The organism is Leuconostoc sp. JNUCC 76 (assembly GCF_053667755.1).
Genome location: NZ_CM132206.1, coordinates 710,704 through 727,298 on the forward strand (window position 1 = coordinate 710,704; position 16,595 = coordinate 727,298).

Sequence of the window (16,595 nt, forward strand, 5' to 3'; positions counted from 1 at the left end):
ATGTTAAAGGCACATGTGAAATGGTAATCATAGACGAATTGATACGATATCGACGCACGCTGAGGTCGATGGATCGCAGTTTATTAAATCAAATGTTAGATAACGTTCAAGTTGCTGCATTCTTTGAAGCTAGTGATAAAAAAAGCACAATGTATGCATTTGGACAAAAAAAAATATGGTCAAAAATGCCAGATAAAACAGATTCGATTGTTTTTGGTGCCAGCTCTTTTGATGATCAATCAGAAGCAGGAATTATGAAGGGTTTTTGGTTTGAACCTGAATTTTTAGTTTTATTGCAAAATAATCAATTACTATCTAGTACTACAGCTATTGATAATTATTTAATGCAGCTTAGTCAATTAAAAGAACCACAAGCACCGAAAATTATCGATGAAAGTGCTGAGGCTGATTGGCGAGTAAGGGTGCAGAATTTAATTAATGAGTTGAACGTTAATCGAAGTTTAAAAAAGGTGGTTTTTAGCCGGCAACAGCAAGTAACATTATCATCAAAATTGGTTCTGTCTGAAGTCATACCAGCATTGCAAAAACAGCAAGATGTTTATCATGTGGCCCTCAAAAGAGATACTGAATTATTTATAACTGCCACACCAGAGCGACTAGTTAAAATAAATGATAATCAAGTAGAAACAGCAGCTGTGGCCGGTACAATTCGTCGCGAACAGATAGGCCTACTAGAAGATGTTAAACTGGGTAAAGAGCTATTGAATAGCGAAAAAAACAATCAAGAGCATCGTTATGTTGTGGATAATATTGTTCAGCAATTGGATAGTTTAACTAAGCAACTGCATGTGCCAAGTAAGCCTTTCTTGTTGAAAAATAAGCAGGTGCAACATCTTTATACGCCAATCCAAGGCACATTAGCTGACAACATTTCTATTAAAAATGTTGTCCAAAAATTGCATCCAACCCCGGCTCTGGGCGGTTTACCAAGAAAAGAAGCCTTGGAATATATTCGTAATTATGAATTGCATCCCCGAGGCTTATTTGCATCCCCAATAGGTTATTTTACAAAAAATAATTTTGGAGAATTCGTTGTCGGTATTAGATCAATGTATGTTAATGACCAAAATGCTCGTCTGTTTGCAGGCGCTGGTATTGTGGCTGAATCAGATAGCCAACAAGAATATCACGAAACAACTTTAAAGTTTCAACCAATGCTTGAGTTACTGGAGGAACTATCAAATGACGGATACACTAACTTTTAATACAAAGCACTTACTTCAGGCACTATTTGAAAGTGGTATTCGACATTTTATTGTGTCTCCTGGATCCAGAAGTACACCGATAGCATTACTTTTAGCAGAATATGCAGAACAGAATAATGAAATTAAATTATTTGTTGACGTTGATGAACGCTCAGCTGGCTTTTTTGCTCTAGGAATCGCCAAAACACTTTTGGAACCTGTTGCCCTGTTAGGAACATCTGGCACTGCAATTGCAGAGTATATGCCAGCAGTGGCTGAAGCGTATGCTGCGAACATACCATTAGTCGTATTATCAACTGATCGACCCCAAGAATTGCAGTTCAATGGAGCGCCACAGACCATACCGCAAAGTAACTTGTTTGGTCAATTAACAAAACAGGCAGTTTTAATACGTTTGCAAGATATGCACAGCGATGTGACAGAGTATATTGATTTCATGGTACAAAAGGTGGTTAACTTATCTATTACTGCACCACGCGGTCCTATTCAAATTAATTTACCGCTTCGTAAGCCGTTAATGCCTGCATTGGATCGACAAGATGAGGTGCATGTTCAACAAGTAGTTTTTGAACAGCAAACCGTGCAATATCATTTACCACCAATAACGGCAAAAAGATTATTAATATTGGCTGGTCCAAATGTTTTGGATAGTTATGATGATAGTTTGAAAAATTTTGCTATTAAAAATAATGTACCTGTCATTGCCGATGTGCTTAGTCAAAGTAGACATACAAATACAATTCATGGCATAGATGTTTTACTTCAGGCACACAAAATTAATGCTGATCTGAAGCCTGATTTAGTTGTTCGATTTGGTAAAACGCCAGTGTCTGCACGTGTATTACAGTGGCTAAAAGAGGAAAAAATTTTAACTTGGCATGTTGATGAAGATGCTGGTGTAGATCATACAAGACATATTGCACGAGCAATTAAGATGTCGCCAAATGATTTCCTGGAAAACATGCATTTGACGGTGTCTAAAAATCAGATTGATTTTAATCAAAAGTGGTTGTCTTTGCCTAAAGTAACAAAAACTCGTAACGAAATGAATATTATAACTGCTTTGGATGATGCTGTTCCAGATGACACGCATATTTTTGTGGCTAACAGCATGCCAATACGTGACATGGATAATTTTTTTACTGGTAACCATACGCAGCGTATTTATGCAAACCGCGGGGCTAATGGTATTGATGGTGTGATATCAAGCGCATTGGGCATGAGCGCAGTGGTTAAGCAGCGGAGTGTTTTGTTAACAGGTGATTTGACGTTATTTCATGATATGAATGGTTTAATGATGGCTAAAAACTATCAGTTACCGTTAGATATTATAGTAATTAATAACAACGGTGGGGGCATTTTCTCATTTTTACCGCAGGCCGGTGCACCAAAGTATTTTGAACAATTATTTGGCACCCCATTAAATATTAACATGAAAAAAATTGCTGATTTATATGATATAGACTATCATCAATTGAGTGTTCCAGAAGCATTAAGCCAAATTTTACAAACTCCTTCAAAAACGACGAGACTGATTGAATATAAAAGCGATCGTCAGAGGAATAGAGATGACCATCGTGACGTATTGGAGATGTTAAAATGATTATTAACGCCAATAATTATCCTTATCAGGCCTACCTGACGAAAAATAATGATGAAAATCAAAAGTGGCTATTATTGCATGGCTTTATGGGGTCTCATTGTGATTTTAATCATATTATTAATCATTTACCAGGGCAAGTATTGACTTTGAACTTACTGGGGTTTGGTGGTCATACAACGTCGGTTGAAGTTACCAGATTTGAAATGGCTAATCAAATACAAGATTTAGCGACTATATTGAATCAGTTGCACTGGAAAGATATTAACCTACTAGGCTACTCGATGGGCGGTCGATTAGCTTTAGGCTTTACCATGGTGCACAGTGAGATGGTTCAGCGATTATACTTAGAGAGCACAACTGCTGGATTAAGGACTGCTCAAGAACGTCGTGAACGGTGTGCTTCTGATTACAAAAAGGCTGAAAAAATCCAGCAGAATTTTGAAAAATTTGTTACGGACTGGGAGCAGATGCCACTATTTGCTACACAACAACATGTTAGTCTAGAGCAAAAAAAATTTATGCATCAACAACGAATGAGTCAGAATCCAATCAACGTTGCGAACTCACTCCGTTATATGGGCAGTGGTGTGCAACCAAATTATTGGTCTTGTTTGAAATCATTACACACACCCACACAAGTTATTGTAGGTGAACAAGATATTAAATTTAACCTTATTGCCGAAGAAATGACAAACTTACTGCCAAATGCCAAAATAAGTATTGTACCCAATGCTGGACATAATACGCATTTTGAGCAACCAGCAGCATTTATTGAGGTACTTGATGTATCAAATTAAAAAGATAACTTTAATACCTATTGCGCTGACTATGTTGCAAGCCTTTGAAACGGCGCATCACACCATTAGCGAACGGCCATTAACTATTGTCACCATCGAACTGTTGAACGAAGATAGTGGTGAGATAGCTGTAGGTTATGGTGAAGTACAGTCATTTGCAGACTTCTCGTATGCACCTGAAAATCAATATGTCAGTCGAGAAATTTTAAAAACAGTATTGCTACCACAAATTCGAAGATTTTCTTTTAGTAATCCACAATCATTTTCGAAGCGTTTGAATCAACTGACGCCATTTGCTTCATTCGCTAAGGCAGGTTTAGAAATGGCTATTTGGGATGCGATTGGTAAATTAACGCATCAATCTCTACAACAAATGATTCATGGTCAAGGAGCAACAGTTCCAGTCGGAATCGCTGTCGGTATGGCAGATAGTATTGATGAAGCATTAACGCAAGGATATCAGAGAATTAAGCTTAAAATTGATGCTCATTTAGTTGAGTTTGAAAATTTGAACCGATTGCTAAACAAATATCCTGAACAACAATTTTCAATTGATGCAAACAGTAGCTTTACAGATGAAAATATGGCACAAATTAACAGGTTACCTGAAAATGTTGGTTTCATTGAACAACCACTTGGGGAAAATGATTTTGTACAGCATGCGGTACTCCAAGCCCATACAAATAAAATCATTAGTTTAGACGAATCAATTAATAATCTTAGCGATGTTGCTACGATGTTGAAATGTCGTTCGGCGAAAGCTTTGACAGTTAAGCAGGGCAAAATTGGTGGTATTTCCAACGCTTTGACGGCCATCCAACTTGTTGATAAGCCATGGATTGGTGGCATGCTAACTAGTGGTTTAGGTAGAAGCGTCGATATAGCAATGAGTAGTTTACCTGAAATTGCTTTCCCAGGAGATATTTCGGATAGCAGGCGTTATTTTGAACGTGATATTATTGAGGAACGTTTGCTTGTGAATAAGGGGATGATGTCAGTGCCAAGGAAGTACGGCATTGGCGTGACATTAGATTTAAATGCGATTTCAGATCTACAAACGGAACAAATGTTTACAATTACTGATTAAAAACGAGGTTATTATGGAAACAAACTATGCGCAACAAATGCTTGATGCTCTCTCAAGTGGGCAACTAGATGATGCAAAAAAGTTTTTTGCACAATCATTACGAAAAGATAGTGATGATTTAATTTATAGTTTAGCTGAGGAGCTATATGCTCTTGGGTTTTTGAATCAGTCACGTCGTGCCTATAAAAAATTATTAGAAAAATACCCCGATGAGGATGAACTTCGTACGGCATTAGCTGATATTGCGATTGAAGATGGTGAGATTGATGAAGCGCAAGACTATTTAGCGCAAATTAATCCTGACTCACCTTCATACTTACAGGCTCTACTTGTTAAGGCAGACGTCTATCAGTCTGAGGGATTAACGGAATCCGCAGAACACAGTCTATTGCAGGCAGAAAAGATATCCCCAGATGAAGATGTGATTCAATTTGCCTTAGCTGAATTCTATTACGCTAATCAAAGTTACCCCAAGGCGATTCCACGCTATCGTGCGTTGCTGAAAAAAGGCAAACGAGAAATTAGTCGAGTTGATATTGTAGCGCGGATTGGTATGGCGTACGCTCAAGTAGGCAATTATGAGCATGCGGTTGGTTATTTAGAACAAATTAAACCAGAACAGATGACATTAGATACACGATTCCAACTAGCAGTTTTGTATCAAGGAAACAAACGAATCCAAGAAGCGATTGATTTGTTTAATGGTGTATTGGAAGTGGACCCAAAATATACGTCTATTTATCCGATATTGGGACAAGCGTACGAGCAAGAACAACAACTTGAGGACGCTTACCGAGTTTATCAAGAAGGGTTAGCTCAAGATGAGACCAACACAGTATTATACCGTTTAGCTGGGCTGGCGGCAGAAAAACTTGGAGATAATGCTAAAGCTAAAGCATATTATCAAAATGCTTTAGCTTTAGATGATACAGATATACCGTCAATAATTGTTTTGTCTGCTTTGCTATTAAAGCAACGAGAATTTGAAGCAGACATTCAGTTGTTAGAGAAACATATTCAAGAAGATGTTATTGATCCTGAGTTTTATTGGCATTTGGCGCGCGCCTATTATCAGGAAAGCAAGGAAGACCAAGCTACTAAATATTGGGAAATGGCTTTACCGTTTTTCCAAGAAAATGCTTCGTTTTTGCGTGATATTATTGACTGGTACCATGAAGAAGGTGAACGTGCAAGCGAGATTGACATGATGGTCAGATATTTAAACATCGAACCAGATGATGCTGATATGCAAATGCGATTAGAAAATACAAAATATTAAAGATACGCAATTGCCGCTATTTTGGTAAAATAGACTCATATGAAAATTACACAATTACCTCAAGAATTTATAGATGCACAACCAATATTAACAAAGTTAGAAGATGCTGGATTTGAAGCTTATTTTGTTGGTGGTTCGGTGCGTGATACTGTGCTTGGAAAAACGATCCATGATGTTGATATTGCAAGTAGCGCTTTTCCAGAAGAAGTTAAATCATTGTTTCATAATACTGTGGATACGGGCATTCAACACGGAACAGTTATGGTTTTGGACCATGGAACAGGATATGAAATTACGACTTTTCGTGTCGAGTCAACTTACACGGATTTTAGGCGACCTGATCGTGTCACTTTTGTACGTAGCCTCGAAGAGGATCTTAAAAGGCGTGATTTCACAATTAATGCTTTGGCAATGCGGCACGACGGTGAAATATTGGATTTTTTTGATGGCCTAGAGGACATGAAAAAAGGCGTTATTAGAGCCGTTGGAGATGCCGAAAAACGTTTCACAGAAGATGCCCTGAGAATGATGCGGGCTTTGAGATTTAGCGCCCAACTTGGTTTTAACATTGAAGCTGACACCCAAAAAGCATTGGTAGATTTGGCACCGAACTTGGTTAAGATCGCTGTCGAGCGAGTTCGAGTTGAATTTGAAAAACTGTTGTTAGGCAATCAAGCATCGCAAAGTTTAGAACTGGCCCTGCGCGATCAGGTCATGAATTATTTACCAGGTCCGCACATTGAAGATTGGTCAAGTATTATAGCTGATTTAAATAAAAACCAGGCTACAAATTACGCCGTTGCTTGGACACATGTATTGTCAAGATCTCAATTTGATGACAAGAAACGTCGTCAATTTATGTACGATTGGAAAATGAGTCGTAACGTGATGAAAATGGTCAGTGCAATTGTTCCAATCGTACATAATCCAGAGAAGTCAACTGTATTTGATATATACCAAGTTTTGGCTTATCAGAAAGAATTACTTGAAGTTTTGGCCCTAACCAATATTCAGTCCGAGACAATTGAAAGAATAAGTCATATAATAGAGATGTTACCGATTACAAAAGCTGCCGATATTAACATTAGTGGTGGTGAATTGATTCGTTCTGGTATTTTAGCACCTGGGCCTTTATTGGGGCGTGTGCTTAAAAAAATTGAGTATGCTGTCGTTGTTGGTGATGTTTTAAATGATCACGACGCACTTGAAAAATTTGCAAAGGAGTACGTAAATGACCAAAATTAAAATGGTATGGGCTGAAGATCGTCAACATGCAATTGGAAAAGATGGTGGTATACCTTGGCATATGCCTGATGACCTCAAGCTGTTTAGAGATGAAACGGTGAATACCTTAATGATTATGGGGCGTCCAACGTGGCTTAGTATTGGGCGACCATTGCCTAAACGAACAACTGTAGTTATGACTAGGCAAGAAGACTGGACACCGAGTTATCCAGAAGTAAAAGTTATTCATTCCATTGAAGAAGCCAAGCATTTGATAGCTAAGGAAGAGCGAGATATTACGATTGCTGGTGGTGCAGCGGTTTACCGTGAGTTTATGCCTTATGCAACAGATTTAGTTATAACGCGAGTTGACGGTGTGATTGATGGTGATACTTTTGTTGATGAGGTGGATTTAACACAATTCCAACTAAAGTCCAGTGAACCACATGCGAAAGATAATAATCATGATTACGCATTCGTTGTCGAACGCTATGAACGCATATAAGGAAAGAATATGTCAAATATTAAAATCGTTACAGATTCAGCTGTAGCATTAACTCCAGAAGAAATTACCAAATATGATATCAAAATTGTGCCACTATCAGTACAAATCGATGGTACAGTCTATGAAGATGGTGTCACTATTCAGCGCGATGAGTTTCTTGAAAAGATGGTTGAAAGTAAGAGTCTCCCTCAAACATCGCAACCCTCAATCGGCACATTTCAAGCTGTTTATGATGATATTCATAAGAAATTTCCAGATTCCGAAATTTTAAGTCTCCATTTATCATCAGGGCTGTCAGGAACTGTTCGCGCTGCTGAACAAGCAGCTGCATTGACAAGTGCTAAGATTACAACATTTGACACATTAGCAGCTGACCGTGCGCAAGCATTTGTTGTCTTACAAGCGGCGAAAATGGCCTCCCAAGGGGCTACGATGGCTGAAATTTTACCAGCGGTTGAAAAAGCTCGGGATGAATCGCATATCTTTTTGAGTTTTACTTCTTTGACAAATATGGTTGCCGGTGGTCGCTTGAGTAAAACACAAGGAATCATCGGTAATTTACTTAATATAAAAGTAGGTGCTGGTGTAACAAAAAATGATGGTACCGTTGAAGTGCTTCTCAAAGGTAGAGGTATGAAGACTATTGCTAAATTCAACAATAATGTTATTGCTAAGATGCAAGAGTATAAGGAAGTATTGTCAATAGGTATTTCTCACGCAGGAATTCCAGAGGAAGCAGCTCAAATTGCAGCACGCTTAAAAGCAATTTGGCCTGATATTGAAATTCCAGTTTTAAATACAACACCAATTATTTCTACTCACACAGGCGTAGGCGCATTAGCAATTTTGTACCGAGCGCGTTAACATAAAACCCCAGAATTCTATTTCTGGGGTTTTATTGTGCGCTTAAAATTGGTACACTTAAAAAGCATTTATCAAAATCGGCAATTGTGCCGGACTGGTTCGGAAAATCCCAGAATAAAAAACCAAGTGTGATGAGTATTTTGATAATATGATTCGCATGTGAACGAAAGGAAAGATGAAATGCAAAAAGTTATTATTGACACAGACCCTGGAATAGATGATAGTTTAGCACTTCTTGTTGCGCTAAATTCTCCAGAATTAGATGTCATTGGAATTACTGTTGTCGAGGGCAATGTACCTACTGATATTGGTGTGCAGAATGCCCTTAAAGTTCTTGAAGAGGCTGGGAAACCTGATATTCCCGTTTTTGAAGGTGCTCCCTTACCGTTGAAACATGAATATATTAGTGCTCAGGACACGCATGGTATAGATGGGCTTGGAGAAAGCAATGTTACTGCTCCTATAATATCGGCTAGTAAACTCAAGGCTTTATCAGCTTATGAGCAATTACTTTCTAATAATGATGATGTTTGGGTGCTGGCTTTAGGGCCATTGACCAATATTGCTATATCAATGCAAAGTACGCCCAAATGCTGGAAAAATATGTCACGATTAATTATAATGGGCGGTGCTTATCAATCAAATGGTAATACTTCACCGGTTGCTGAATATAACTTTTGGGTTGATCCGGACGCAGCAGATTACGTTTTAAAAAACAGTCCAATTGTTGCTGAAATTGTGCCACTCGATGTTACGAGAAAAATATTGTTAACACCAAATATTCTGTCATTAATGCAACGTTTAAACCCTGCTAACTCAATATTTATTACAAAAATAATTCAATTTTATTTTGATTTTCATTGGAAACAGGAACATGTATTGGGTGCGGTCATTAATGACCCGCTAGTTATTATCCATGCACTTTATCCTGAATACACAAGGGGCATGAGTAAATATGTCACGGTGGTGACTGATGGTATTGCATTAGGTCAAAGCATTGTTGATGTAGCTGATTTTTGGCAAGAAGAGCCTAATGCAGTTATTTTAACAGAAGTTGATTCATTACATGTCATGTCTGAAATAATAGCTCGCTTATTGAACTTATCTTCATCAATAGTGTTAACCGAGTTAACTAAAATTGCCACAAATCTTGAGGTGTTATCATGAGAAGAATTTCTACTCAACGCATAACACTTATTGCGCTATTTATAGTTGTTAATATTGTTGGTGGTCATGTTGCTTTGCTAGCAAAACTACCAGTTTATCTAGATACAATAGGAACATTATTAGGTGCAGCTTTTTTTGGCCCAATCGGGGGCGTTATAGTTGGCGTTCTAACAGCAATGATCAATGGTTTTACAGGCGATCTTTTTTCAATTTATTTCATGCCTAGTCAAATAGTCACCGCACTTATGGCTGGTTTTGTGTATCGAAAAGTGAAAGCTACGGAAATAAAAAAAATTTGGTGGTTGGCACTTGTTATATCTGTTCCAGCTACAATTGTAAGCTCAATTATCACGGTCATATTATTTCATGGTATAACATCTTCAGGATCTAGTACAATTGTACAGGTACTTCACGGTTTGGGGATGAATCAGACATTATCCGTTTTCTTAGTACAAGTTGGCACTGACTACCTTGACCGTATAATTGGTGTGTATGTTGTAGCTGTAGTATATAGTATTATTACTAGACGTATTAATTTGAGTTAACTAATACGTTAGTACAATATATTGGCCTGAATATGCCATTCAAAACTACTCCGGGCGTTCACGGCAGATCGGCTCGTTAACAACAAACTGATGAGCACGTTGCCGTTTCGGTGTTCGAAAAACAAGCGGAGGGCATTTTATTATGCTAATTCTAATGCAAAAACTTAACCGATCATGGATTATTGATATAGTTGGGATTTTGATTGTTGCTTTTGTTGCTTATAGTTCGGGTTATTTGTTTAATAATTTGGCTAGTGTAGTGATGTTTGCTCATGATAATTGGGCAAAGTATGTTCCTTTTGGTATTATTTCTGTTGTGTCATCCAGTTTATCAATAATGTCAACTCGTTTAACATCTCGTTTGAATAAATTTGGTAATGTTGTTGGTACATTCAATACATTGCTTTCTGGAATAATTGATTTTATGTTAGGAAACAGTGGTGCTGTTCTAACTTATCCGCTTTCGTTTCTTATTAACGCGGCCTCAGTTGGTGGCTGGACTCATTATGGTGATAAGCGAGTAAATCGGGCACTTGATTTTAAAAAATTATTTTTTGTCATGATTATAGGGGCAATAATTTTAAGTTTTGGATTAAATTATTTAGCATTTCAAAGCACAAGTCCATTATTTTGGTTATCAAGCACAGTTTTTGCTTTATCTTTAATTCCTAACATTATGAATGTTTTCAAGATTGAAGATCAGTGGTTGTTCTGGATAATATACAATGTTGTTCAATTAGCAAAGGCTCTGACTCAAGGTAACTTTGCTAATGTAGGGAAATATTTATATTACATTGCAAATAGTAGTATTGCTTATCCAGTTTGGAGAGCAAAGCGCCAAGATAATATTTCATAGCAGTAAAATAAAGAACGGTAAAACTCGTTCTTTGTACATAGTAATTATTTACGCTATAATGGTTACCAGTAAAGTTTCAGGAGAATTACGCATGCGAAAATTTGCCATTAGTTTCATAGTTATCTTACTGGTTGGCATTGGTGCGTTTTACGGTATCAAAATCTGGGAAAATCAAAAAAACAATTTGAATGAATCTCAAAGTTCTGTAAAAAAAGTTTCGCACATTAATTTAGTTGCGCTAGGTGACTCATTAACTGAAGGTGTTGGTGACGAAAAGAATATGAGGGGCTACTCTGGCCGTATTGCAAAAAAAATTCGTTCTACTGATAATATCAGTGTAACGATTAGCAATTTTGGAAAAGCAGGAGACCGCTCCGATCAAATTCAAAAAAGATTGGACACGCAGCAAAAGTTTAAAGCTCATCTAAAAGAAGCTAATGTAATTATAATGACTTCAGGTGGGAATGACTTACAACAAATACTTTTAAAAAATGTATTAGCAACTTCACCAAAGGCGTTATCTGCTGCTGTTAAAACAGGGCAACAATCTTATCAACAAAAGCTCACAGCCTTATTTAAGGATATTCGTTCTTTCAATTCAGATGCACCCATTTTCATATTTGGAAATTATAATCCATTATATGTTCATTTTGCTGACAGATCAGATTTTAACGCCGATGTTAAGTTATTTAATGAAGTTAATGCTACTGTCGCAAAAAAAGATGGTAATGCATATTTTGTTAATATTTTTGATTTGACATATGGTCAATTCAAAACAGCGGCGCAACGTGAAAAATTGATTTTAGAATCTGCAAGCTCTAATAATAGTACAAGTTCGGATGCTGCTATGACTGCCGTATTAACTGGTAAAGCAGGTGTTAATAACGCATGGATTAGTACTGATGATAATTACCATCCAAATAATAAGGGCTATAATTATATGACAACACAATTATTTAACAAAATGCAAAAGGAAGCAGATAAATGGCTGATCAAACATTAATTAGATCGAAAACTGAAGTTAAAAAAAAGAAACCAATTTGGTTTTGGCTTTTTTGGGGATTGCTACTTTTTCTAATAATTGGGTTTATTTGGATTTTTAATGATGCAACAGGCCCCGTGAAAATAAAAGATAATGTGTCTAAAGTAAGCAAATCAGATGCGACGTTTGATGTAACCTTGAATAAAAAACAAATTAATGCTTTGGTAGCTCATTACCTTAATGATACAGATAATAGTGGTTATACATTTAAAATTGGTGATGATGTGATGATGTATGGCAGTGCAAAATTTCTAGGGCAAAAGTTTAATTTTGGTATGGCTTTAGATGCCAAGCTAACACCTAATGGTAACATTGTTATGCAGGCGAAGTCTTTAGCAATCGGTAACCTATCGTTGCCGATTAAAACTGTGATGAGTTACGTCAGATCAAGTTATGATGCGCCTCAATACGTTACAATCGTACCGAAGAAGAAACAAATATTTATTGATATGAGCAAGTTACCCACAACGCAAGGTATTAAATTTAAAGCAAAGGTCATTAATATAAAAGCAGATCAGTTTGTTTTCCAAGGAGGTCTTGCAAATGAGAAAAAGTGATCGTTCATTTTACAATTGGTTAATGACGAATCGTAATTCTATGGCAGCCAATGAAGTGCAACAATTTGCAAATAATGCCTTTTTAGATTCGTCATTTCCAAAACAAAGTAGTGATTTTGATGAATTGTCAAAGTACTTAGAAGAGAATACAACCTATTTAATGAGTATGACAACATTTGATGAAGCGTGGTCACTATACAACGCTGAGCGTTGATGTTAGAAAGGATATATGTTTAATGGCACAAATAATTCAATGGTTCCCTGGCCATATGGCCAAAGCTTTTCGTTTGATGCGGGAAAATTTAAAACTAGTTGACGTTGTTTTTGAGCTGGTTGATTCCCGTATTCCCGAAAGCTCCCGTAATCCGGAAGTGGATAAGTTAATCGGCAATAAACCCCGTTTGTTAATTATGACTAAAGCTGATTTAGCAGATCCTGATCAAACACGGGCATGGAAAAAACATTTCGAAGCACAAGGATACACAGTACTTGTGCTCGATACGCGTGACCCAAGGACTCCGCAATTAGTGACTAAAGCAGCTCGACGAGCAGTTGAAGCAAAAAAAGCAGCACAACTAGCAAAAGGTATTCAAGATCAGCCTATTCGCGCCATGATTTCTGGAGTGCCAAATGTCGGTAAGTCAACATTATTGAATCACTTGGTAATGAAAAATGTTGCGCCAACGGCGGATCGACCAGGTGTAACGAAGAAAGTTGCTTGGCTAAAAACGCCAACAAAATTAGAATTACTGGATTCCCCAGGAGTGCTCTGGCCAAAGTTTGAAGATCAGAACATCGGCATGAAACTAGCATTAACAGGAGCGGTGAAAGATACAATCTTTGCCAAAGATGATGCTGCACTATTTTTAATTAACTTTTTTCGAGAATATCGACCAGAGGCCATTATTGAGCGATATCATTTGAACGACAATATTTTTGATCAAGAGAATGTAGATGTTTTATTATCCATCACAAGCAAATTAGGATTCAAAGACGATTATGACAAGGCCAGTGAACGAATACTAAATGATCTTAGAAAAAATAAATTAGGGGCGTTTACACTTGATTTAATTGAGATGAAAAATGACTGACACAATTGCAAATATTAAATTACAATTGAAAAATATGTTGCCTAACGATGAGCAGTTGCTGATTTGGCAACAAGATAAACGTGTTGGCGTACAAAATGCTTTGAGAGCTTGGCAAAAAAAGCAAGTGATGTTGCAGGAAAAACGCGAGCATTTTTTATCTCGTTTTGATATTGAGCGTCAGTACTGGATGCAAGGCTACGACTTAATTGCTGGCGTGGATGAAGTTGGTCGGGGGCCTTTAGCTGGCCCAGTTGTTGCGGCAGCTGTTATTTTACCGCATGATTTTGATGTTTTAGATGTCATAGATTCTAAGCAACTGTCTGCAAAAAAAAGAGACGAGTTGTACGACAAAATTATAGAAAAAGCAATTTCTATAGGTGTTGGTAGCGTCGAAGCCTCAATTATTGATGAAATTAATATTTATGAAGCAGCGCGTGTTGCGATGAAAGAGGCAGTCAACCAGTTGGCTCCCGTACCTGAAGCTTTATTAATAGATGCTATGCGGTTAGATTTAGATTTGCCACAAGAATTTTTAATTAAAGGGGATGCACGAAGTAATTCTATAGGTGCAGCCAGTATTATTGCAAAGGTCACACGTGATCGCCTAATGGCTTCTTATGGTTTAAAATATCCTGGTTATGGTTTCGAAAAGAACGCTGGATACGGTACAAAAGAACATCTTGAGGGTATTAAAAAAATCGGCATTACACCGATTCATCGTAAAACATTTGCACCTATTAAAGATATATTATGATGCACTGTAATATGACTAAGAGACTGATTGCCATCATCCAGTCTCTTTTTTTGATCACAATTGTTTTAAAGTGTGTCCGCTCAGCATTTTCGGTAAATCCGTGCGAGGCCATAGCTTCTGCTAAACGAGTTGACCATCGGAGTGAAACTAGAATAGCTTTGAAAAATAATTGTGGTGAGTAAAATGTTAAAGATTCACCACGCATTAAGGCTGCTGTTCGGATAGTTTGAATTTCTTGTTTAACACGTGGCACAAAAGATAATGCACCGCGAAGACCGTAGACAAAAGTGGTTGGCACACGAAATTTTTGTTCAAGTGTGTCTAGAAGCAGGACCATATCCGTTGTAAACGAAAAAGCCGCTCCTAGGAATATATAGGCGACAATTCGAGTTATCATGATAATTGCCATTTCATGGGAACCAAAAGTTGTAAATGATGTCCATGCACCTAAGACAGGCAAGATAGGCATGGCAATTAATAGCAAATAACGTTTCCAAGACAGTTTTGAAAGAACAAGATAAATACCAGCAACAATCGTTACAACAACATTGATTTGATAATTCAGGACAAAAGTTAGTTCGATGCTAACGATAAGTATAAGTAGAAATTTAACACTTGGATTCATAAAAAATGCTCCATATATTGTAACGTTCGATTAGATAGATGCAAATGATAATCAATGATTGGGCGTAGCTGATCTAGTTGGTGGCTAATAATAATAAAACGTTGTCGTCCAATGTCTGCGATTTCTCGTAAAATTTCGCCTACAACACGAACAGAATCTGTGTCCAGACCAGCAATAGGTTCGTCTAACAATAATATTGGTGTACCAACAATTAGCATCACCAAGAGTTGAACTTTTTTCTTTTGCCCGCCAGAGAGCTGATAAACGACATGATCTTGTAGTCCATCCAAATTTAAGCGCTCTAAATAACGAGTAATGACTTTTTCGGACCATTTTTCTGGTTGCTGCGCATGTTGCACGCTCAACGCGATTTCCTCACGAATCGTCATTCGTAAAAATTGTCGTTCTGCATTTTGAAATATCAATGCTACTTGTTTTGCATATTTTGCAGCATTAAATTTTTTGATATTTTGATCCATATACAAAATGTCACCTTGGTAGGATTTTAGACGAGTTAGCGCATTAAAAAGGGATGACTTGCCTGTGCCATTTGCTCCAGTAAGGAGCGTAATTCCACCAGGAGCCAAAGATAAATCAGAAATACTAATTAATTGACGTTGTCCCACTAAAAGTTCAAAGTTTTTTAATTGCAAAACACCTTCTTTAGGTAATTGCAGGTGGACATTTTGTTCCGGTAAAATACGATTCTGAAAGTTATTAACAGTTGTTACTTTTTTGTGGTGTATTTCCCATACATGATCAACAAGTGGTTCGTACCCATGTAAATCGTGATCAGTGATTAATATAGTGGTTTGTCCCTGTTTTTGTAAATCTTTCAATTTAGCTAATAGATCCTGACGAGATTGGCTATCAATATTTGCAAAAGGTTCGTCTAATAATAAGAAATCACTTTGCATTGCAACAATGATAGCTAATGCAACTTTTTGCTTTTCACCACCTGATAAGGTGTTAATATCTTGATGAGTTAATTCTGAGATACCAACAAATTCTAGAGCATGCGTTGCACGTTGCTTGATATCAGAAGGATGAACTTGCAAGTTTTCTAAAGTAAAAATCAATTCTTCCAGTGGTGTTTTCATAACAAATTGAGTGTCTGGATCTTGAAATAAAAAACCGACGACTTTAGCTTTTTCGTTAGCTGGTAATGTGGTAACTGATTGATCATTAACAAGCACTTCACCTTTTAGTTGGGGATATAGTCCTGCAAATATTCGGAGAAGGGTTGATTTTCCAGAGCCAGATGGACCGATTAATAGGTTAAAACTATTGTGAGATATTGACATAGTGGTATCATCAAGTATTTTTGTGTTGCCATATGACAAACTGATATGTTTTAAACGAGTAACCATAAT

Annotated in this window: 18 protein-coding genes; 16 read left to right on the plus strand and 2 right to left on the minus strand. The window is 37.2% G+C overall.

Features of this window, described 5'->3' with window-relative positions; genetic code table 11:
* The first annotated feature begins 68 nt into the window (after window positions 1-68).
* From JNUCC76_RS03655 to rnhB, 16 genes are all read left to right on the plus strand, one after another.
* Window positions 69-1,226 (plus strand): isochorismate synthase, encoded by a 1,158-nt coding sequence (locus tag JNUCC76_RS03655; RefSeq protein ID WP_454155890.1) that lies wholly within the window; start codon window positions 69-71, stop codon window positions 1,224-1,226.
* Window positions 1,204-2,829: a 2-succinyl-5-enolpyruvyl-6-hydroxy-3-cyclohexene-1-carboxylic-acid synthase gene (gene menD, locus JNUCC76_RS03660; protein ID WP_454155892.1), complete on the plus strand. Its 1,626-nt coding sequence runs from the start codon at window positions 1,204-1,206 to the stop codon at window positions 2,827-2,829. Before JNUCC76_RS03655 ends, menD begins: the two co-directional genes overlap by 23 nt.
* Window positions 2,826-3,626, plus strand: a complete 801-nt coding sequence (gene menH, locus JNUCC76_RS03665; protein ID WP_454155894.1) for a 2-succinyl-6-hydroxy-2,4-cyclohexadiene-1-carboxylate synthase — start codon at window positions 2,826-2,828, stop codon at window positions 3,624-3,626. Before menD ends, menH begins: the two co-directional genes overlap by 4 nt.
* Window positions 3,613-4,713, plus strand: coding sequence for an o-succinylbenzoate synthase (gene menC, locus JNUCC76_RS03670; protein ID WP_454155896.1), 1,101 nt, complete (start codon window positions 3,613-3,615; stop codon window positions 4,711-4,713). Before menH ends, menC begins: the two co-directional genes overlap by 14 nt.
* A 13-nt stretch (window positions 4,714-4,726) precedes the next feature.
* On the plus strand, window positions 4,727-5,992 hold the full coding sequence (locus JNUCC76_RS03675) for a tetratricopeptide repeat protein (RefSeq protein WP_454155898.1): 1,266 nt from the start codon (window positions 4,727-4,729) through the stop codon (window positions 5,990-5,992).
* Window positions 5,993-6,031: 39 nt separating this feature from the next.
* On the plus strand, window positions 6,032-7,237 hold the full coding sequence (locus JNUCC76_RS03680) for a CCA tRNA nucleotidyltransferase (RefSeq protein ID WP_454155900.1): 1,206 nt from the start codon (window positions 6,032-6,034) through the stop codon (window positions 7,235-7,237).
* Window positions 7,224-7,721: a dihydrofolate reductase gene (locus tag JNUCC76_RS03685; protein WP_454155902.1), complete on the plus strand. Its 498-nt coding sequence runs from the start codon at window positions 7,224-7,226 to the stop codon at window positions 7,719-7,721. Before JNUCC76_RS03680 ends, JNUCC76_RS03685 begins: the two co-directional genes overlap by 14 nt.
* A gap of 9 nt (window positions 7,722-7,730) precedes the next feature.
* The gene (locus JNUCC76_RS03690) at window positions 7,731-8,585 is read left to right on the plus strand and encodes a DegV family protein (protein ID WP_454155904.1); all 855 of its coding nucleotides are present in this window, start codon (window positions 7,731-7,733) and stop codon (window positions 8,583-8,585) included.
* 180 nt (window positions 8,586-8,765) lie between these two features.
* A complete protein-coding gene (locus JNUCC76_RS03695; protein ID WP_454155905.1) occupies window positions 8,766-9,752 on the plus strand; it encodes a nucleoside hydrolase in 987 nt (328 codons plus the stop codon).
* Window positions 9,749-10,297: an ECF transporter S component gene (locus tag JNUCC76_RS03700; protein WP_454155907.1), complete on the plus strand. Its 549-nt coding sequence runs from the start codon at window positions 9,749-9,751 to the stop codon at window positions 10,295-10,297. Before JNUCC76_RS03695 ends, JNUCC76_RS03700 begins: the two co-directional genes overlap by 4 nt.
* A 154-nt stretch (window positions 10,298-10,451) precedes the next feature.
* Window positions 10,452-11,153, plus strand: coding sequence for a nicotinamide mononucleotide transporter family protein (locus JNUCC76_RS03705; protein WP_454155909.1), 702 nt, complete (start codon window positions 10,452-10,454; stop codon window positions 11,151-11,153).
* 91 nt (window positions 11,154-11,244) lie between these two features.
* Window positions 11,245-12,156 carry an SGNH/GDSL hydrolase family protein gene (locus tag JNUCC76_RS03710; RefSeq protein WP_454155911.1) on the plus strand — a complete coding sequence of 304 codons (912 nt, stop codon included), beginning with the start codon at window positions 11,245-11,247 and terminating at the stop codon, window positions 12,154-12,156.
* The gene (locus tag JNUCC76_RS03715) at window positions 12,138-12,752 is read left to right on the plus strand and encodes a YpmS family protein (RefSeq protein ID WP_454155913.1); all 615 of its coding nucleotides are present in this window, start codon (window positions 12,138-12,140) and stop codon (window positions 12,750-12,752) included. The genes JNUCC76_RS03710 and JNUCC76_RS03715 overlap by 19 nt, the downstream gene beginning before the upstream one ends.
* Window positions 12,739-12,966 carry a YozE family protein gene (locus JNUCC76_RS03720; RefSeq protein ID WP_004164222.1) on the plus strand — a complete coding sequence of 76 codons (228 nt, stop codon included), beginning with the start codon at window positions 12,739-12,741 and terminating at the stop codon, window positions 12,964-12,966. Before JNUCC76_RS03715 ends, JNUCC76_RS03720 begins: the two co-directional genes overlap by 14 nt.
* A gap of 22 nt (window positions 12,967-12,988) precedes the next feature.
* The gene (ylqF, locus tag JNUCC76_RS03725; protein ID WP_260342605.1) at window positions 12,989-13,843 is read left to right on the plus strand and encodes a ribosome biogenesis GTPase YlqF; all 855 of its coding nucleotides are present in this window, start codon (window positions 12,989-12,991) and stop codon (window positions 13,841-13,843) included.
* A complete protein-coding gene (rnhB, locus tag JNUCC76_RS03730; protein ID WP_454155916.1) occupies window positions 13,836-14,597 on the plus strand; it encodes a ribonuclease HII in 762 nt (253 codons plus the stop codon). The genes ylqF and rnhB overlap by 8 nt, the downstream gene beginning before the upstream one ends.
* On the opposite strand, the gene JNUCC76_RS03735 is transcribed toward rnhB, so the two are convergent.
* Window positions 14,581-15,222, minus strand: a complete 642-nt coding sequence (locus JNUCC76_RS03735) for an energy-coupling factor transporter transmembrane component T family protein (RefSeq protein ID WP_454155918.1) — start codon at window positions 15,220-15,222, stop codon at window positions 14,581-14,583. The two genes, rnhB and JNUCC76_RS03735, sit on opposite strands and share 17 nt — an antisense overlap.
* Complete coding sequence (locus JNUCC76_RS03740) at window positions 15,219-16,592, minus strand: ATP-binding cassette domain-containing protein (protein ID WP_454155919.1); 1,374 nt, start codon at window positions 16,590-16,592, stop codon at window positions 15,219-15,221. Before JNUCC76_RS03740 ends, JNUCC76_RS03735 begins: the two co-directional genes overlap by 4 nt.
* Window positions 16,593-16,595 lie beyond the last annotated feature (3 nt).